General features: G+C 44.5%; 15 protein-coding genes. 2 read left to right on the top strand and 13 right to left on the bottom strand.

Annotated elements, in window-relative coordinates:
* Nucleotides 1-156 precede the first annotated feature (156 nt).
* Together APB76_RS22735 and APB76_RS18675 are read right to left on the bottom strand one after the other, a co-directional pair.
* On the bottom strand, nt 157-465 hold the full coding sequence (locus APB76_RS22735; RefSeq protein WP_074181731.1) for a DUF1289 domain-containing protein: 309 nt from the start codon (nt 463-465) through the stop codon (nt 157-159).
* Nucleotides 466-545: 80 nt separating this feature from the next.
* Nucleotides 546-1,481 carry a DMT family transporter gene (locus APB76_RS18675; RefSeq protein ID WP_193395095.1) on the bottom strand — a complete coding sequence of 312 codons (936 nt, stop codon included), beginning with the start codon at nt 1,479-1,481 and terminating at the stop codon, nt 546-548.
* A 145-nt stretch (nt 1,482-1,626) separates the two neighbouring features.
* On the opposite strand from APB76_RS18675, the gene APB76_RS18670 reads away from it, so the two are divergent.
* Entirely contained in the window at nt 1,627-2,088 is a 462-nt protein-coding gene (locus tag APB76_RS18670) for an Lrp/AsnC family transcriptional regulator (protein ID WP_049843117.1), read from the top strand.
* On the opposite strand, the gene APB76_RS18665 is transcribed toward APB76_RS18670, so the two are convergent.
* Nucleotides 2,075-3,133 (bottom strand): GGDEF domain-containing protein, encoded by a 1,059-nt coding sequence (locus APB76_RS18665; RefSeq protein WP_049843116.1) that lies wholly within the window; start codon nt 3,131-3,133, stop codon nt 2,075-2,077. The two genes, APB76_RS18670 and APB76_RS18665, sit on opposite strands and share 14 nt — an antisense overlap.
* Nucleotides 3,134-3,217: 84 nt before the next feature.
* Nucleotides 3,218-3,694, bottom strand: coding sequence for a MarR family winged helix-turn-helix transcriptional regulator (locus tag APB76_RS18660; protein WP_049843115.1), 477 nt, complete (start codon nt 3,692-3,694; stop codon nt 3,218-3,220).
* A gap of 392 nt (nt 3,695-4,086) precedes the next feature.
* Between APB76_RS18660 and APB76_RS18655 the strand changes: the two genes are divergently transcribed.
* Entirely contained in the window at nt 4,087-5,658 is a 1,572-nt protein-coding gene (locus APB76_RS18655; protein WP_049843114.1) for a BCCT family transporter, read from the top strand.
* 63 nt (nt 5,659-5,721) lie between these two features.
* Here APB76_RS18655 and APB76_RS18650 read toward each other — a convergent pair whose 3' ends face one another.
* The 9 genes from APB76_RS18650 to APB76_RS18605 all read right to left on the bottom strand — a co-directional run bounded on the left by APB76_RS18650 (nt 5,722) and on the right by APB76_RS18605 (nt 18,760).
* Nucleotides 5,722-6,441: a 3'-5' exonuclease gene (locus APB76_RS18650; RefSeq protein ID WP_049843113.1), complete on the bottom strand. Its 720-nt coding sequence runs from the start codon at nt 6,439-6,441 to the stop codon at nt 5,722-5,724.
* 7 nt (nt 6,442-6,448) lie between these two features.
* Nucleotides 6,449-8,338, bottom strand: a complete 1,890-nt coding sequence (locus APB76_RS18645) for a DUF294 nucleotidyltransferase-like domain-containing protein (RefSeq protein WP_054962285.1) — start codon at nt 8,336-8,338, stop codon at nt 6,449-6,451.
* Between the two features lie 141 nt (nt 8,339-8,479).
* A complete protein-coding gene (locus tag APB76_RS18640; RefSeq protein WP_049843111.1) occupies nt 8,480-10,228 on the bottom strand; it encodes a formate--tetrahydrofolate ligase in 1,749 nt (582 codons plus the stop codon).
* Between the two features lie 165 nt (nt 10,229-10,393).
* A complete protein-coding gene (locus tag APB76_RS18635) occupies nt 10,394-10,582 on the bottom strand; it encodes a hypothetical protein (protein ID WP_004745669.1) in 189 nt (62 codons plus the stop codon).
* Between the two features lie 39 nt (nt 10,583-10,621).
* Nucleotides 10,622-12,979: a fatty acid cis/trans isomerase gene (locus APB76_RS18630; RefSeq protein ID WP_049843110.1), complete on the bottom strand. Its 2,358-nt coding sequence runs from the start codon at nt 12,977-12,979 to the stop codon at nt 10,622-10,624.
* A gap of 254 nt (nt 12,980-13,233) precedes the next feature.
* A complete protein-coding gene (locus APB76_RS18625; RefSeq protein ID WP_049843109.1) occupies nt 13,234-13,761 on the bottom strand; it encodes a putative adhesin in 528 nt (175 codons plus the stop codon).
* Between the two features lie 141 nt (nt 13,762-13,902).
* Nucleotides 13,903-15,522 carry a VRR-NUC domain-containing protein gene (locus APB76_RS18620; protein ID WP_049843108.1) on the bottom strand — a complete coding sequence of 540 codons (1,620 nt, stop codon included), beginning with the start codon at nt 15,520-15,522 and terminating at the stop codon, nt 13,903-13,905.
* A 227-nt stretch (nt 15,523-15,749) separates the two neighbouring features.
* Complete coding sequence (locus APB76_RS18610) at nt 15,750-16,982, bottom strand: L-lactate MFS transporter (RefSeq protein ID WP_054962284.1); 1,233 nt, start codon at nt 16,980-16,982, stop codon at nt 15,750-15,752.
* Nucleotides 16,983-17,299: 317 nt separating this feature from the next.
* A complete protein-coding gene (locus APB76_RS18605; RefSeq protein WP_054962283.1) occupies nt 17,300-18,760 on the bottom strand; it encodes a DUF3360 family protein in 1,461 nt (486 codons plus the stop codon).
* Nucleotides 18,761-18,883 lie beyond the last annotated feature (123 nt).

Below are 18,883 nucleotides of genomic sequence, written 5' to 3'. Positions count from 1 at the left end.
CTAATAACTAGAATAAATAAAGGGAGCTTTCAGGCGCGAGATATTAGAGTGAGTTGGGCTATGTGGCAATCGAAAAGTGTGATCTTAAGCGAGATAAAATTTTCGGGTTTGGATTAGAAAAACTTATCCTTATTTGTGTGTTGTTAAAGCCTGGGTTTATGCGGTAGGCAGCTTAGATAAACACTGGCGACACAAGCAGGTTCCAGTGTTTGGTAGCAGGGAGGTATCGCGCTTTTCAATCTCAAAACACCAGCAGTTAGACTTACCTTGGCTGATATCACATTGAGCAGGCTGACTGCACGAAGGGCAGGTATGCGTAGACGTCTCGCCACTCAGGTTCGCCATAAGTTCATCCCGTTTTTGATCAGACAGATGACACCAGTTTACTATCTCAACCATGGTGCGGTGACATCCACTACAGATCCCTTCGTTATTTTTGCAAGCCGCGATACAAGGTGTCTTCAAAACGTGTTTCCGTTCAAGTTAGGTAAAGTAGAACTATACCCAGTTAACCGCGCAACTTCAAAAATACCCGTATTATTGCCTTACTCGGTATCGCTCTTAAATGACGGTGGTTGATACTGCAGAGATGTATCTTTTTTCAGTAGAACATTACTGGCAATTAAACTGCCGATGCAGATTAACGCTAGGGCCGCCCAGCTTAGTGGCGAAGGGCTCTCATTAAATACAGGTATGGCCAGTAGCGTTGCAATACCGGGTGTGGCTGCACCAAAAGCTGCGGTTCGTTCCGCCCCCAAAACTGAAATCGCGTGGAGGTAGGTAAAGGCGGCAATGAGACCAGCACCGACACCTTGAAGCAAGATATGGCCACTGAGTTCTCCCCACGGCCAGTCACTGACGTTTTGCTGATAAAGGTAGCTGTTCAAAGCCCCAGTCGCGATGAGAATACACAGAGCAAGCATAGACATCAGTGAAACAAGTCCTGAAGCAGCTAAAGGATTTAAGTTTGAAACTCGCGCACAAATGGTGAAGGTTGCCCACATGCTGCTACCGAGTAGAAACAGTAAGTGGCCTTGCAATAGTTCAGAATCTGCGTTGCCAAAACTATGCATGAGAAAGAGTGCAATTCCTCCTATTACCAGGAACAAGCCCCCAATTCTGTGTGAGCTAAGCGGCTGTTTAAAAAGTACCACTGCTATTCCTGAGACAAATAAAGGAAGGGTTCCAGGTATCAATGCACTGCCATCAGAAACGGGCGCGTAACTCATTCCAGTGCCTGCGACAAGCAGGTAGGGCAAACCACTACCAATAAACATGCCCAGCAGATATCGCTTTGGAACAGTCAATATTGCGTCTTTGGCTTTAACAACTAAGGGCAGAAGGATCACGCAGGGGATAATAAAACGAGCCAGCGCGATATCAGCGGTGAGCAATTCTGAGTGTGCGCCGCTTCTGAGCGAAAGGAAAAAACCTGACCAAAGTAATAGGGTGGCAATCATTGCCAAGTATCCAGAAAGCATATCCATATGTGACCAAAGCGAAAGTTGTAAACATTATGGAACGTAATTGGAGGTGATATCTGGCAATATTTATTATGTTTACTAATAGTTTTGGTTAAAACAATTAATATACCTAGATATTGAGCTAGAAACTAGCGTTAAAGTTATGGATAGAATTGATAAACATATTTTGCGTTTGCTGCAGCAAGACGCTCGTCAGTCAACTGCAGACATTGCAGATAAAGTCGGCCTATCTGCCTCGCCTTGTGCTAGGCGAATTAAACGGCTAGAAGAGTCAGGCATCATAGCCAACTATCGCGCCAGACTTAATAAAGATCTGATTGGTGTGGGTATGACGGTGTTTGTAGAAGTCAGCCTAAACAATCATCAAGCATCAAGCATTGAAGACTTTGAACTGGCAGTCCAAGAAATGGATGAAGTGATCAGTTGCCACGTCGTGTCTGGCGCATACGATTATCTTCTGGAGGTGGTAAGTCATGATTTGGCAGGATATGAATCATTCACCCGCAAGCTTCAACGTTTAGAAAACGTCAAAGATATTCACACCCATTTAGCGATTCGCCAAGTGAAAGGGGGCAGTGAATTGCCAATTTTTAACGGAGGTTAGTGCGACGAGAGATTTCTACTTCTCGCTGCTCAAACTGCGCTGACATAGAGGGGGTATAGCAAGAGACTCTATCGCGCCCCAAACGTTTGGATTCGTACAGGGCCAGATCTGCTCGTTTCATCCACTCTCGGATATGTTTAAAAGGCTCGGACTCGGCGATACCTACGCTAATGCTTACTCCTGTAGAGTTGGCGTGAACTGTATGTCTGATTTCCTTAGCAATGTAGTTCATGATTTCTTCTGTCAGCACACGTTCTCTACCATGGAATAGCAATAGAAACTCATCACCACCAAGACGAAATAGTTTGTCTGTAGGTCCCGTAAAGCGATTGAATGTTCTTACAATCATCATAAGCACGTTGTCACCTTCATCATGGCCATATCGATCATTGATGTATTTAAACCTATCGACATCAATAATGGCGATGGTTGAAGTGGTGTATTGTTGAATGGCCTTTTCTAGCGAGATATTAAGCTCATGACGGTTAAATGCTCCCGTCATGGGGTCGCGCACTAGCAGATTATGCATGTCGACTTGAAGTTTACGCACTGCTTTAACAACAACATGAACTAAAATAGCAGTGACAATTAGCGAGATGACATATCGAGCGCTAACCGAATAGTCTACATGCATCGTTGTCGCATACCCAGACGCGCTGATGACTATAGCGTTTGAAATGATAGCTTCTCGCTTACGTAGAAGAAATATTATGCCTATCACGACCGGATAGAGCCAATATGTACCAAGGGTACCAAATATGCCCACCGTCAGTATGGAAGAGGTGACTAGTAGGCAAAGAGGTAAATAGTAGCTGAAAAAAGTCTGCTTGTTATAAACAATGGCAGCGACTTCTAATAACAGTGAAATCTCAAAGGCGAGTAATACAATGCCTAGCATTAGCTCGCCAACAATAATGTTTTTTATACCAAGTGGTACAAACACAAGCAGGGTGATGGTAGCGATGACTTTCAATAGCTTCTTTTGCTGTGTTAAGTCGAGAATCGCTTCGTCATCTGGTTTGTGTAATATATCACTCTTACCCATTACAACCTCTTTGAGTGCATGAGAGTTTATTGTGGTATCAATAAACGTATGCTCAAAGCAGGATGAAAGCAAATTTCTAGGTAGCTATTCAGGTTTGGTAATACTGCCTAGCTCCAGTACAGGCGCGACATCAATATCTTCTGCGTTCATCATAGATGAAATACGCTGAACTGACGAAAGCAGCAATGATTGTTCCCACTCTTCCAAACGTTGAAATTTAGTAATAAAGCTTTGTTGGAGAGGGGTTGGAGCTTCTTGTAGCAACGCTTGTCCTTTATCAGTTAAATGAGCGTGGACTTTACGCTTATCTTTAACGCTACGTACACGTTGCACTAGGCCATTGCGTTCAAGACGATCCAAGATTGTGGTCGCCGTCGCTTGACTCATGTTGGTGTGATCTGACAGTTGGCGAATCGTGACTTCACCTAATTCTTTGATTGAACGCATTAGGATCAGTTGCGGGCCAGTAAGACCAGATTCCTTACTGAGTTTTTTTGAGTGTAAATCGATCGCTCTAATGATTTGGCGAATCGAGACCAGAACTTCTTCGTGCTTTTCCAATGCGTTTCCTTGGTATTAGGTCAACAGACCCTAGCGAGTTAGTGGACAAAAGTAGGCGAAAAATACAGGAAATAGTCGACGAAAAAAAGTCTCAATTATCACAAATTTTTACTCTGTTTTTGCCTGCTTCTCTTTATGGATTGGTGTACTTACTTAGTACTCGAACAATATGGATTTTTGAGTGTAACTTAAATTGGTTAATATCCAACCGAACAAGTCACCATTTTTCCAAATTGTGGCGAAAAAACAGCTTATTACTGGAACAAAACAGCGAGAAGCGTACAATATTGAGAGCTGTATCAGATAGTATTGCTATGAAAATCAATTTTAACTCTAATGATTTGAGTGTGATTTACTGATACGCATTAAGGATCAGATGCTAGAGAGGAATGATGACTAAAGGCATAGATAAGTACAGTATTGACAGTACCGACTATACGATCGGTCAAGATAACGTACAGAAATGGGGATTCGATGTGCACAATCCAGTATTTGGCTGGAGTGCAGGTCTTATAGCAGTATTTTTGATTGCTGTTCTAGTTATGGACGCGGAGTCGGCAAAAGCGACGCTAGATGGCATTAAGTGGCAGATCATTGGCAGCTTTGATTGGTTGTTTATTTGGTCAGGTAACATCTTTGTAGTTTTCTGTTTAGCTTTGATTGTTTCGCCTCTTGGTAAAATTCGTTTAGGTGGGACAGACGCGACGGCAGACTATTCTTACCTTTCTTGGTTGTCAATGCTGTTTGCTGCGGGCATGGGTATTGGCCTGATGTTCTGGAGTGTCGCAGAACCTGTCGCCTATTTTACTGGGTGGTATGAAACACCATTGGGCGTAGAAGCCAACACACCAGAAGCAGCTAAACTAGCATTGGGTGCCACCATGTTCCATTGGGGTCTTCACCCTTGGGCGATCTATGGTGTTGTTGCACTGTCACTGGCATTTTTTGCATACAATAAAGGCCTACCGCTTTCTATTCGCTCGATTTTCTATCCAATTCTTGGTGATCGTGCGTGGGGCTGGGCTGGTCATATTGTTGATATTCTTGCTGTATTGGCGACTTTGTTCGGTCTTGCGACTTCATTAGGCTTAGGTGCTCAGCAAGCAGCAAGTGGTATTCACCACGTATTTGGCGTTGAATCTGGTCTCGGCCTGCAAATTGTCGTGATTACAGTGGTGACATTGCTTGCTGTGGTTTCGGTTCTGCGTGGTATTGATGGCGGTGTAAAAGTAATCAGTAACATCAATATGATCGTTGCTTTCTTACTGCTGATTCTAGTTGCACTAATTGGCTATGCAATCGTAGTAGGTAACATTGGTACAACGTTAATGGCTTACCTAGAGAACCTAGTACCTTTAAGTAACCCTCACGGCCGTGAAGACGAAGCTTGGTTCCAAGGCTGGACTGTATTCTACTGGGCTTGGTGGATTTCTTGGTCACCATTCGTGGGCATGTTTATCGCACGCGTATCGAAAGGTCGTACAGTACGTGAATTCATTACGGCGGTTCTTCTAGTACCAACAGCAGTAACACTACTATGGATGTCGACGTTCGGTGGTATGGCGATAGAGCAAGTGATCAATGGTGTAGGCGAACTTGGTTCTGAAGGACTGACAGACGTGTCACTGGCGATGTTCCAAATGTTTGATGTGTTGCCATTTGGCTCAATTCTGTCAATCATTGCAGTCATTCTAGTACTTGTTTTCTTTATTACGTCTTCGGATTCGGGCTCTCTTGTAATCGACAGCATTACTGCTGGTGGTAAAGTGGATGCACCCGTAGTTCAACGTGTATTCTGGGCATTTATGGAAGGTGCAATAGCTGTTGCTCTTCTTTGGATTGGTGGCTCAGAGGCGGTTCAGGCGCTTCAAGCGGGTGCGATATCAACTGCACTGCCATTTACCTTTGTATTGCTGCTGATGTGTGTCAGTTTGCTAATGGGTATGCGTACCGAGAAGCGATAACGATTTCAGCTAAGATTTAAAAAGGGACGGTTATCGTCCCTTTTTTGTGCTTGTTGTACCGTCCTAAATCCATAATTGGCTGATAGGAATATTTTTTTCATAGTGGTGGGCAATTTGCGCCTGAAGAAGTTCTGCAGTAGCAACCGCATCGGTTAAAGCGTGATGTGGTGTGTAAAGAGGGAGCCCATAGCGAGAACGGCTGGCTCCAAGGCGAACGGATTCTGGCTTGCGGCCACGAATTTTATTTAGTATTCCACCGCTGATTTTTTGCTGAAGTTGAGTTTCGATGTGCATTGTATCGACAACCGGGAACTCGATACCTTCTTTGATTCTTGCATTCAGGGCCTTGTCGAAGAACTCTCGCTCAATTCTTTGGTAGTGAACAACCATTATCTTACCAGCCATTTGGGAAAGAATATCTTCATAAACACCAATTAAATCAGGCGCGTCTAAAACATCTGAGTGGGTTATACCGTGAATGACAACAGACTCTTCCGGCAACTGCTTACTCGGTTTCACAGTCCAGTGCTGTGCCTGATTGATAAAGATGCGGTTAAGGTTAAACGGAACCGTACCTATGGTGATGATGTCATCTTCGTCAGAATCTAACCCCGTCGTTTCAAAATCCATCGCGAGAAACATCACCTCATCTATAGGTGTTGAAGGATCTGGAACTCCAGCATCATAATAGGTTTTTAATGCCTCGTTCTGGACTACCTCTAGCTTGCGGCTAAACTTATTTTTCCAGTCGATAGACGGAGGCGACATGATTTTATTAAACATTATTGCCTCACTTAAAGTTATTGCTAGCTTGATAGCGGAACTTCAAAAAGTTTTGCGCATTACTTAGGATCTGGAAAGCGTCTTTTAAATTTCGACGTTCAAAGTCCGACAGATTTTCTGGCTCAATGTTGTTGTCTGGAGCGATCTTATTTTCAACATCGAGAGCTTGATGGCGAATGCGTACCATAGAGATGAATTCGAGGGCATCACTTAAGTCGCGTGCTTTGCCTTTTGGCAGTATACCGGCTTCGTGGATATCATCTAATCGTTCAAACGAGTTTTTGGAGCGAGAGCCAACCGCAAGAGCGTGAACACGGATCAAGTCAGCTAGAGGGGCAGTACCGCGACGTTTAAGGTTGATAGAGTTCTTATGTTGACCATCTTTCTCCATAACAAAGTCTTTGAAGAAACCCAGAGGTGGAGTGCGGTTCATGGCATTACGCGCTAAACACGCTAGGAAGCGATTGTTTTTACGCGCGCGGCGAATAATAAAGCCGTTTAAATGCTCCGCCCATTTTAGTCGGCCATAAACGCCTTCAAGGTCGAAAAATATTGATGCGTTTAGCAAAGCTTTCGGGTTTGGGTCGTCAATCCAATCAGCAAAGCAATCTTCCCATTCGGTACGTGTCATACGCCAATCAGGATTGGTTGCCATAATGTCGCCGGTGCAATAGGTGTAGCCGCATTTATCTAACCCATCACAGACTCGTTTGGATAACTCGGCAAAATAGGTATCGTGCTGCTCTTTAACAAAGGTGTTATCAAGAATTATCGCATTATCCTGATCGGTCACAAGCAGTTGTTCGTCACGTCCCATTGAACCAAGAGCGACAAAACAGTAAGGCACCGGAGGCTCTCCAAGTTCTTCCTCAGCTAGTTCGATGATGCGTTGTTTAAAGCTTCGACCAATCACAGACATTGCGCTGCCGACCATGTGAGAGTTGGCGTCTTCGTTTACTAGGCGAACAAAGCTGTCTTTTACTTGCTCAGATAGTGCGGAAAGCTCTTCTATCGACTGTTGCTGGAAGATGGTACTGACTAGCAGCAGTGAGTTTTGCGACTCATAACGTACAATGTCTGTCGCTTCTATAATACCGATCGGCTGTTTGTCTTTTAAAACCGGTAAATGATGAACGTTGTAGCGCAGCATGGTGAGCATGGCTTCGTAAACATAGGCGTTATGGTCGAGTGAAATCAACTCTGTTGTCATAACCGTTGAAACATCATCGCTTGGGTCTAACCCTTGAGCAAGAACGCGAGTACACAAATCACGGTCAGTAATAATACCGACCAGTGGGTTGTTATCATCTTCATCATCTTGCGCTATATCTGGATCAATAATCAGTAAAGATGAGACATTCTCTTCGGCCATTTTAATTGCCGCATTTTGAATAGACTCCGATTTAGGGATGGTTGGTGCTTCACTCGTCAGTAGGGTACGCACCTTAGAGGTCGTTAAGTCATTTTGCTCGTTGCTGTTAGACACGGTTTGACGCAGTCGAGCGGTATCCTCAACTTCAACAAAATCTGCGAAGGTTTCGTGCTTGTCATAAAGTTCTTGGAAAACGGCCTCTGGAATACAATACAGTAGGCTATCTTTAATCGCCTTAGCCGGAAAGCGAACCTTATTGTTGGTCAGTAGCCCCATTTGCCCAAACAGCGAGCCTTCATCTAATCGGTTGTATAGCTCACCTTTGCGTCGATAAACTTCAATAACACCACTTCGGACCATATATAAGTCGTGAATTTCATCGCCAAAATGGATAACAGGTGTGTCTTCACGATAATAAGAAATCTCTACGTGCTTGGTGATGCAGTTAAGAACATCATCTTCGAGTTCATCAAAAGGTGGGTGTTGGGATAGGAAGTTCTTAATTTCCAGTAGCTCTGCTTCCATGAAAGCATCCAGTCTTTGCGAGTCATATTTCAATGTTACATGATCTTGCTATTAACTTCATGGGTTGCTGTGATGTGCGCAAAGAAAAGGGCTAAGTTTTAATCACTTAGCCCCTTGGTAGCTTGCAGTTTGAGGGAAAGACTAGCTTAAGCCAATGATGTTGCCCTGATCATCTAGATCGAGATTCATAAAAGCAGGCTTTTCCGGCAAACCTGGCATTGTCATTACGTTGCCACACAAAGCGTAAACAAAGCCCGCACCTGCGCAAAGGCGGAGTTCGCGAATAGGGACGTTAAAGGCTGTGGGCGCACCTTTAATACTGCCATCGGTCGAAATAGACAAGGGTGTTTTCGCCAGACACACAGCTAGGTTGTCAAAGCCATGTTGTTTAAGTTCATCAAGCTGTCTTCTGGCTTGGTAGCTAAGTGTCACGCCTGATGCACCATAGCCTACTTCGGCAACAGACATTAGTTTTTCTTCTGTGGTTTGGCTAAATTGATAGAGTGGCTTAAGTTCAGCGGCTTTTTCACATTGAACGATGACTTTTTGGGCTAACTCAAGTGTGCCTTCACCACCTTTTGCAAAGCCTTCGCTAATGGCGACTTCGACATCGTTGGGTAAGGCTTCAATCATGGTCTTAAGTGTGTTCAGCTCTTGGTCGCTGTCTTGAGGAAAACGGTTAATTGCGACAATGGCAGGCACGCCATATTTGTTGACGTTGTTAATGTGCCATTTTAGGTTATCAAAACCAGCAACGAGTGCGTCTTGGTCGTCTTCGAACAAAGTGTCTGGAATGGCTTGACCCGGCTTTAAATCATAGAGACCAGAGTTGGCTTTTAATCCACGTAGCGTTGCGACAATTACGGCACAATCGGGCGATTTCCCAGACATCTGTGCCTTGATATTACAGGCTTTTTCAAACCCCATATCAGAGCCAAATCCACCTTCAGTGACCGTGAAGTCACACAGTTTGGTCGCAATGTTATCAGCGATAATTGAAGAGTTGCCATGAGCAATGTTGGCAAATGGGCCAGCATGAATAAGGGTCGGTACACCTTCAAGAGTCTGCATCAATGTTGGTTCAATGGCTTCTTTCATGCTGACTGCCATTGCGCCTGCAACCTTAAGGTCTTCAGTGGTCACGGGTTCACCATTTATATCGTAAGCGACCACAATACGACCGATTCGAACGCGCAAGTCTTTTAGGCCTGACGCTAGGGCAAGAATAGCCATGAGCTCTGACGCGGCTGAAATATCAAAGCCATCATGTCGCTCAAAGCCATTGATGGTTTTATTGGCTTCGTTTTTCCCCACTGTGACCATACGCAGCGCACGGTCATTGTGATCCATCACGCGCTTCCAGACAACACGTTGCGGGTCAATTTTGAGTGCTGTTAAACCGCTACGTTGCTCAAAATCTTTGTAACCTTGGCGTTGTTCATGGTAGATACGAGCATCAATAGCTGCCGCTGCAAGGTTGTGCGCGGCAGTCACCGCGTGAATATCACCAGTTAGATGCAGATTAAGCTCTTCCATCGGCGCGACTTGAGAGTAGCCGCCACCTGCAGCACCACCTTTTACGCCGAAAACGGGGCCCATAGACGGCTGTCGGATACAGGCCATGACTGAGCATTTGAGTTTAGCTAAACCCTGAGACACGCCAATAGTTGTGACTGTTTTACCCTCACCGAGTGGGGTCGGAGTGATGGCAGTTACCAGCACGAGCTTTCCTGTGGTGTTGCCATGCAATCGCTCTAAGCTTTGCAAGCTTACTTTAGCTTTGTATTTTCCTTGACTATGGAATTCATTCGCATGCAGCCCAGCATGCTCGGCAATTTGAGCAATTGGCAGTAGTTTTGTCTCGCGACAGATCTCAATATCAGACAGCATAAAACCCTTTTAATTTACATATAAAAAGCAAGGCAATCGTTTGCGTTCAGATAATAACGATTAAATTTGCTTTGTAAAGCGCTGGTTGCAGGAGAGTGGATTATAGCTGTGTCATGGGGCAGGAGCAAAAGAAAGCCCCATGTATATTACCATGGGGCGTTTTCGTTAGTACCAGTCATCTTCAGGGATTATTTTCCCTTCAGGAGCATATGGATCGTCATCAAAAGGATGTTCTGCCTTATTTCTAAGACTATCCAATTGATGTTCGAGCATTTGAACGGTGTCGTAATCACCTTCAGAGCAGGCGACATAAATTTGCTGCTCTAGAGCTCTAATGCTGTCATTGATACCCATAATCACCTCCCTGAGCGTGTTATGCGCAGTTGAACAGTTCTACCTATTCTCAAATCTATTGTAGTCAAGCAGGCCAAATTCGATAGGTTGATCTGCTTTATACCAAGTATGTACTCGGTCGCTAAAAGGCCAGAATTTGTCAGAGCTACGACGAATTGCGAAGGTATCCAATAATTTAACGTAATCCTCTTCACTGGAAATATTTTTCAACATTTCTACCAGTTTTGGTACTTGATGCTCTTGCAGATTTAGATACGCGGCAGGATAGCTGCCGATCACGCCGCGTACCAAGGTGAGATCATCATTAGCAGGATCACGATTACTCGCTTCGTCAAACAAGCTTGAGATATTGGTATGTGCACTGTTTTGCAGTAAAGTGTAAAGCTGATCTTCGCCCGTTTCAGACGTAATCATAAGCATCATAATCTGCGGTAGATAAGCAAGACCTTGGCCTTTAATTCTATCAATGCTTCGCAGCAACTCTTCACTTTCAGGCTTCATGCCCGTTTGCTCGATCCTGAATCGGTTGGTCAATATTGGTGCGAGTTGCGTTTGCAAAATATCGTAAAGTTCCGCTTTTGGGTCGTCGGTTTGATACGGCACCTGAGTTGGTTGGTCAAACGGCTTAACATTACGTTGTAAAAAATCACTGAGCTGGCTGCTTTGGTCCTCATACCAGCTAGAATGCTCTTTATGACGTATTTCTCTCGGCAAGAGGGCAACAAAATTGCTCTCTCCTTCAAGGCGTAAGAAGTCCATAAACATACGGGTCATCAGTTGATGGCCAAAGTTTCCATACACGTCAAACCCAGCCACGAGCAAATAATGGATACGCTCTATTAAGGCATAGTCTAAGACCCAAGCTGTTTTGGGTGGTGTTCCGACTAAGCCACGCACTACTGACGCACTATCAAAGTGCCTAAATACGGTAAGCGCTGCGTTCGGGTTAGTTCCTTCACCTGTCCAGATCACATCGGTTGTTAGGTACTTTCCCCCTTCAAACCATTGATTAGTGAACTTAGATTTTGCCTCTAGGTATTGCGCTTGTTGCCTTGAGTATGCAACCCAACTTGTCACTGGCAAGGTATTACTTTCCAGCTCTGCTGGCAATTTAAGGTTTTCTGCTTGAGAGCGGTAAAATTCGTTCACTTCTGGGAAGTCGGCTTTGTCTGGATCTAAAAAGAATACCCAGAAGCGGTCATTGATAACATTAAGAGCTAACTGACCACGGCAAACAGGTCCTTTTATAAAGGCGTTAATGGTGTTTTGCGCATTGTCGAGCATAAACTTAAATCGTGATTTAACCGGAAGATCGATAAAGGCAGTCATGGGGTTAGCCGCGATCTCTGGAGTGTAATCTGGTAACGTAGCAACGCTGTAATCAGAGTCTATAAACCACTCTTTCCAGCGATTCATTCTTTCTCTATTTAGCGCAAATGGCATATGGGTTTTATCAACAATCGTACCTTGCTCTGGTACCAATCGATAATAAACCCGGGACACGCCAGGATCGTCATAAGGTCTACGTGTGGCTATTCGATTGAGAGGCTGCCCCGGTGGAGTGCTTGATCTGACTAAAGTAAAAAAGCGTGGATTCTGTTGGTTTAAATCAGAAAAATAGAGATGAGATAGGAACAGGTGCTCATAAATGTAGCGCGCAGTAAGTTGCACTTTGCGCGGACTTTTGTTGAGCAGAACTTCGACTTCGGCGATGAGCTGCTGTTCAGCAATGGTTAAGGGCAGTGGTTGACTCATCTTGGCCCCGTCTTGCAGCCAACTGACAAGAGTTGAGTATTCGTTCGAGCTGAGGTTTGGCATTCCGTAGGGCATGCCCCATGTAGGGTAATCTTGAAGGTACTGATCATACTCCTCAATAGACGGACAAACCTGAGAGCGATCAATCGAAAAATCAAAACCTTCTAACTGCTGCTGGTCTGGCAATGGGTGTGCTTCCTTCTGTGTCAGCATTCTTGCAATCAGACCTGCTTCAAGATTGGCTGTTGGGTTTTGCACGCGCTCATTCAATACTGGGTTAAACCCAAATTCTCGCCACTGAGCCGTTGTTTGAGCGTCTTCAAACAAGCGATGAGGTGTAGAAGCAGTCAGACGAGTACCTTGATAAATCAGCTCTTTGCTAGAGCCTCGATCAATACCTTCTACAGAAGACATTTTTAATTGGCATGGAGCGTCATAGCAGGCGTGGCAAACCACGCAGCGGCTATCAATAATGGGTTTTACTTCACTAAGAAAAAAGTCACTTTCTACACTGCCGAGGTCACTGCGGCGTTCTTGTACATGTGGTTCCCCAAATAACTGGTCGTAATTTAGCCCTGCATAGGTTGCACAGCCTGCGAACGTTAACACCACGGCCATCATCAAAAATGTACGTAAATTCATCTGGATACTTGTACTGACTATTCAATGGACTAATTGCAGCAGAAGGCATAGATAATGGCAAACAATAGTTGGGCTTAAACGATAAAAACGTTAAGAAAAATGTCCGTTGTCGCGTTTTTTACCAGATATAACCATAATCCGTTATTGGCATTAATGGTGTTAGGGGGAATAGCTTGTCGAGGGGAAAGTGAAAGCCACGACAGGTGGCTTTCTAGCGATCGGGTGCTAATGTTCTTGCTGGCAGGTGTTGACGCTTACCTTAGACTTTGCGCCTGTACCAAGTCTCCACCATTGATAGCTTGGAGTTTGGCTGCATTACTATTCCCTTCAATCACTGAGCGACATGCTGTCCAATGAATTTGAAACTTGTTGCCAAGTTCAGCTCTTAAGTTATTGATGATATTTGATAACCTGACGGCTTGGTTGTTTTTTGTAAAAAACAAGTAGTCCCCCCCAGACAGGGTAAACAAAATGCCATCGTTGATTTCCTTACGTGCTCCCATGCCTTTATTCAACCATTTTTGTGTTCTGTTTACATCTGCGTACGATGCCATATCACCACATAGGTAGTGTTCTTTTGCATCAACGCCAGGAGGTGTTACTTTCCATTCTTCATCATCTGTTGTAATGCGATAAGCGCTGGGGCCACCATCAACAACTGCTGCTGTTTTTCGACCATCCAGCATACGACCATCCTTTACGTATGTTTGCAGGGGGACAGACAACTTGATGGTGTCGTTTGCATCCATGAATCCATGACCAATCAAATAGACGTCTTGCATATGGAACTTCTCCTTAGATTAAATTTCAAACAACTTGAATTGTCATTCTGATAGTGAGAATGAGCTATTAATGTAGCAAATATAAAACAGATTTCATATTTCTGCATGTTTTGTAGAAAATGCTGAAGAAATAAGTGCTTATTAATCTTTACAGTGATTGACGAAAGCAACAGAGACTAAAATGTCTAGCCGAAGAAACTCTTTAATCCATCGCCGTTGGTTGTCTTGAAGTTTGTCTCCCGGCCCTTTGACTTCTACCCACTCAAACTGACCTTTTTTAAACAGAATGAGGTCGGGCATACCACTTCGATAGAGTTTGAGATCTTGTAGCATGACCTTAAACAGTGCGAGGGCCACTTGGGTTGGAATGTGTTTTATGCAGGCTTCAAGCAAATCTGAACTGAATTCGGTCCAGTGAACGAATGGATTGGCTAAGCCGTACTTTTCCTTATAGGTCGAATGAAGGACACTTAACCCAGATTGTTCTATTGATTGGAAGGTTTCAGCGAATAATAGCTGGCGCTTCGCGAAGAAATCTTGATGATATAAGTCGAGCGGACGGTGTTGATAGCGGTTTACAAATGCCCCCTCAATGGGCGCAAATATCACTTTCCAAAAGGCTAAGCCAAACAACCCATTGAGCAATACATTCTCGCTATAGAATACCTGATAGCCCTGCTGTTCATAATGCGATTTGGCCGCGAGTTCGACTCTTTGTTGCGATAGATCTAACTCTAACCTGTGTTCAGAAACCTTGAATTTAGCCTTTCTTGGAATGCGTTGCCCTTGCTTTCGTTTCACTCTTTGAGCGAGTTTATTGGCGACTTCTAGTTCTGAGATATTGTAGGGGCGTGAAATGACGCTCGCGACAACGTCACTCATTGCGGTGATATTGTCGAGCTTGTCATATAACCTTGCTTGTCGCTCGCGAGAGGGGGGAAGCGTTGTAGTGTTATACCATTTTAGGCTCTGCTCGAAATCACCGACTCGCTCCAAGTCTCTTGCGATATCATTGACTAACTGTTGGCGTTTTCGCTCTATGTAAGAGTGGGTGATAGGTATGTCAATCTCGTTGAGTAGAGTCACTAGGCAGTGCGGATTTTTTCTATCTGATTCTGAATATCTTGAGTGCAGTTCAGAAAGGTGTAACAACTGGTTTAGCTCACAGCGCGTGGAAAAGAATCGTCTAACTTTGCTTAGTTGATAGCGTTCAAACTGATGCAGGCCAAGATCATCAAGCACAAACTGACTGAGATCTTGGTGAGTATTGGCAAAAAACAGCGCCAGTAATACATCAATTACCCTTGCCTGTTGCAGATGGATGACCAAAAAACTGATTTGATCAAAACGAGTAAAGAGTGTGACAGGGACTTGGTCTAAAAGTTGCTCTTTGCGTGTGGACCTATGCGGAATTGCAAACAGTGTGCAAATTTCCGGTTTGGTCAGTAATTCACGGGCGAGGGTATTAGCACAGATGTCACTGTTTACGGTGACAAAGCCATTATGATCTAATGTCTCAAGGCAAGGGGTGGTATCACCTATCTCAGTGTAATTTAGCTTGTCAGAGCGGAACCAATCACCTTTACGTGATAATAAGCGTACCAATAAGCACTGCGCTTTCCTGTCTAGTTGCTCAAAGTCATATAACCACTTATGCTCTTCTGTTGTCAGGAGATCTGGATACCACTCACGCGCATGATCAATAAGCTTAATAAAATTGCTTAGGTAATAGTCGGGAGCAAGTTCGATAGGATCAGGCATGATGGCTAAATACAAAAAAGGCTTAACCCTAAGATTAAGCCTTTTTACCCGCAATTCAATTCTGATACTAACCAGAACAAATATCTGTTCATTCTTGCTGGTTAAAATCGCTGATAGCGTCGTTATAGATTTTGTAGGTAGGTCGACTAACTGGCTGCAATCTATGCCTTGCTCTAAGCAATTTTTCCTGCGCAATTATCTGAACATCTAATTTATCCTGATTAGTATTAAGCGCGCTTTAATTCAGCTACTTTTGCTTCAGATAGAGGGCGTGTAATGAAAGCGAGCACGATACAAACCGCCATCATTACGGCAGAAATAGTGTATGCAAGACTGTAACCTTCACCCTGGGTCATGGAGAATCCAACCACAGCAGCACCGATTGCACCACCGATACCCCATGCTGTGTATAGCACACCGTAGTTAGTGCCGTAGTTTTTCAGACCGTAGAACTCTGCGGTTAGAGTTGGGAAAACTGCTAGAAGTGTTCCGTAACCTACTGCTGCAATTGCTGTACCGATGATAAGCGTGAACTCAGTCTTGAACGTTGCGAACAGAACCATGTTGATGCCCTGGAGAACGAACGCTAAAAGCAAAGTGCGTACGCCACCGATTTTGTCTGCAAGCATACCAGCTGCAACACGGCCACCTGAGTTAAACACTGCAAGAATTGACGCTAGATAAACCGCGTTTGGTAGGTTCGCTTGAACGCTTGCGATAGTCGTAATGTTACCGATGATCATAAGACCAACAGACGCAGCGAACGCGTACATGATCCAAAGTGAGTAGAACTGAGGCGTTCTAAGCATTGCTTTCCACGTTAGGTCGTCAGACTTCTTCACAGCCTTAGGCGCTTGACCTTGTTTTACTTTAGGTTCAGCTGGCGTGTAATCCGTTGGTGGGTTGTTGATTGTTGCTGCTAGAGGAACAGCGATAGCAAGGATACCAACGCCAAGAACTAGGAAGCTGGTTTGGATGCCCATGCTGTCGATAAGCGCAGAAGTGACAGGGGCTAGGTAAATAGCCGCCAGACCAAAGCCTGCTGCGATAATGCCATTAACCATACCTTTCTTCGTTGCGTGGAACCACTTCATCGCTGATGGAGACAAACATGCGTAACCAAAACCGATACCTGCACCAGTAAGTACACCGAAAGTTATGTTCAGCATAAGTGGAGAGTCAACAAAACCAGAAGCGATCATGCCTAGGCCTGTAAGCACAGTACCTAGGATAAGGATCAGACGAGGACCCATACGGTCTTGTAGGATACCTGCAACCAGAAGACATATAGAGAAAGTGATCGTTGCAGTGGCGTAAGGCGCTGATGCTTCAGCCGCGCTCCAACCTGACTCAGTCACTAGTGCTTTGTTAAATACACTCCAAGCATACAGGATGCCAAGACAAAGGTTGATACAGAATCCCGCTAGGAGGATGCGCATAGCTTTATCAATCTTGCTCATTTTTCTTCTCGTTTGTCCTCAAAAAGAGGATCGGTTAACAGGTCATTTGCTCAAATTAAGTTTGCGTTTATCAATACAAAGCGCAATGGGCGCGGATTATAACTGAATAAAATGTGATTGGAATCTCTTTTTCAACTAATTCTTGTGTTTTTCTAAAATTGTTGAGTTTTTGTATTCAAAGAAATATTTAGACAATGATGATTAAGTGAAGAGGCGTAAGTATAAGACTGTATGTATTGACTGGGTGAATGGCTTCGAACGGAGATGTATAGAGAAGAAGGCGCAGATAAAAGTCTCTGCGCCTTGTTGAGATTGGATTAGTTACCAATTAGTGCAGGGATACCCGGAAGCTGACCTACAAACGCCAGTGAGCCGACACAAATAATGAACGCCAGACCTGGAATTAGGTATTTATCTTTTGCTGACAAAGACTTCGCGCGTTCATGGTCACCAATTAGCCCCATGTTATCAAGCAACATAGTGGTCGCCCAACCAAACACGGGATTAACAAAAGCGCAGGCAAAAATACAGATGCCAGCGCTGAGAGAATCTTTGTGCTTGTGGATCATCTGCATACCAGCTTCGAGTAGCGGTAGGAAAACACCCACTATGAGAGCAACACGCAGTACTGGCTCCCACATAGCAAGATCCATAGGGTAGCCAATAATAGCGGCAGCAATACACATCACACCGGTTAATAGTGCACCACCCGGGATCGGGCGCTTCGCGATGGCTGCAGGGATCATATACGTACCCCAAGAGGATGCTAGGTTACCACCACCAAGGAAGGAACCAATACCTTGACGAATTGACGCAACCATCATTGTGTCATCAACATCCATCAATACGCCTTTGGCTTCTTTCGGGTAGTTTAGCTCTTGGAACACACGGTGGCCTAGGTAATCAGGAGACCACATTGCAACAGCCAGTAAAGCAAATGGCGTAACTGCAATAAAGTGTTCAAGGTTTGGCCAGCCTAGTTGCCAACCTGTGTCTTCACCCCACCAATAGAATGGGCTAAAGTGTGGTAGTCCTGGTTCGGTAGTAAAGGCGAAGTCGGCTCCCAGTCCATAAGCAACGATACCAGCAATAAGAGAACATAACGGGATAGCCAGCCAACGCTTGTTGATTTTTGCGAGGTAGGCATATACGGCTAAGGTCACACCAATGACCGCAAACGAAATATAGCCTTGATCGCTGCTAGCAGCCCAAGCCTCGGTTTTGTTGATCTGACTAATCAAACCAACCGCACCTAAATAGATCAGTAGCCCACCCCGAACGCCAACTCCAGTTAGCGTCATTAGTTTTGAACCGCCCTTGGTATAAGCTAGGATAAAGCCGAACATGCATACCATGATACCTAGAGCGAGAGGGTGTCCACCTGCAGCTGCAATCAAGGGAATCAATGGGATCATTGGGCCATGAGTACCTGCTAGGTTAGAGTTTGGGTTCAAAATGGCAGAGAAAAGAATGACAAACAGAGCACCGGCTATCAGTAGTTCATAACGCACGTTTTCTGCGACAAACTCTGGAGATAAGCCAAATTGTGCAGCAAATACTGCCACCATTGCGGTTACCATGACCACTTTACCGATAGTGGCCGCCAATGCTGGCACTAAGTCCTCAAGTTCGACACTGTAGTCGCGTGATGGTAAGTGAATACCCCAGCGGCGAAAACTCATGATCTTTAGATCATGGTTGAGAAACTCTTCTCGATTCTCAAATTCATGCGCTTTTTTACGCATATCCCTATAAAAGGTTTTACTTTTGTTAGACATTTCGTCTTCCTTTGTTATGAGACGAAGTTGAACCATGTCAATTAGCACTCCGCTTACACTTGGTATACTGACCTTCGATCAGTACGAGACGACATCCCAGACGCTACCAAGAGCCTTATCTTG

Origin of the sequence: Vibrio bivalvicida (assembly GCF_001399455.2) — a bacterium.
Lineage (GTDB): Bacteria > Pseudomonadota > Gammaproteobacteria > Enterobacterales > Vibrionaceae > Vibrio > Vibrio bivalvicida.
Note: the sequence above shows the minus strand (reverse complement) of the source record. Positions and strands in the feature narration are given on the sequence as shown.

Excerpts from the sequence above, each read along its gene's own strand:
- APB76_RS18650 (WP_049843113.1), bottom strand. The coding sequence starts at position 6,441 with ATGTTTAATAAAATCATGTCGCCTCCGTCTATCGACTGGAAAAATAAG.
- APB76_RS18635 (WP_004745669.1), bottom strand. The coding sequence starts at position 10,582 with ATGGGTATCAATGACAGCATTAGAGCTCTAGAGCAGCAAATTTATGTC.
- APB76_RS18675 (WP_193395095.1), bottom strand. The coding sequence starts at position 1,481 with ATGCTTTCTGGATACTTGGCAATGATTGCCACCCTATTACTTTGGTCA.
- APB76_RS18630 (WP_049843110.1), bottom strand. The coding sequence starts at position 12,979 with ATGAATTTACGTACATTTTTGATGATGGCCGTGGTGTTAACGTTCGCA.
- APB76_RS18670 (WP_049843117.1), top strand. The coding sequence starts at position 1,627 with ATGGATAGAATTGATAAACATATTTTGCGTTTGCTGCAGCAAGACGCT.
- APB76_RS18645 (WP_054962285.1), bottom strand. The coding sequence starts at position 8,338 with ATGGAAGCAGAGCTACTGGAAATTAAGAACTTCCTATCCCAACACCCA.
- APB76_RS18610 (WP_054962284.1), bottom strand. The coding sequence starts at position 16,982 with ATGAGCAAGATTGATAAAGCTATGCGCATCCTCCTAGCGGGATTCTGT.
- APB76_RS18640 (WP_049843111.1), bottom strand. The coding sequence starts at position 10,228 with ATGCTGTCTGATATTGAGATCTGTCGCGAGACAAAACTACTGCCAATT.
- APB76_RS18605 (WP_054962283.1), bottom strand. The coding sequence starts at position 18,760 with ATGTCTAACAAAAGTAAAACCTTTTATAGGGATATGCGTAAAAAAGCG.
- APB76_RS18665 (WP_049843116.1), bottom strand. The coding sequence starts at position 3,133 with ATGGGTAAGAGTGATATATTACACAAACCAGATGACGAAGCGATTCTC.
- APB76_RS18655 (WP_049843114.1), top strand. The coding sequence starts at position 4,087 with ATGACTAAAGGCATAGATAAGTACAGTATTGACAGTACCGACTATACG.
- APB76_RS18620 (WP_049843108.1), bottom strand. The coding sequence starts at position 15,522 with ATGCCTGATCCTATCGAACTTGCTCCCGACTATTACCTAAGCAATTTT.
- APB76_RS18625 (WP_049843109.1), bottom strand. The coding sequence starts at position 13,761 with ATGCAAGACGTCTATTTGATTGGTCATGGATTCATGGATGCAAACGAC.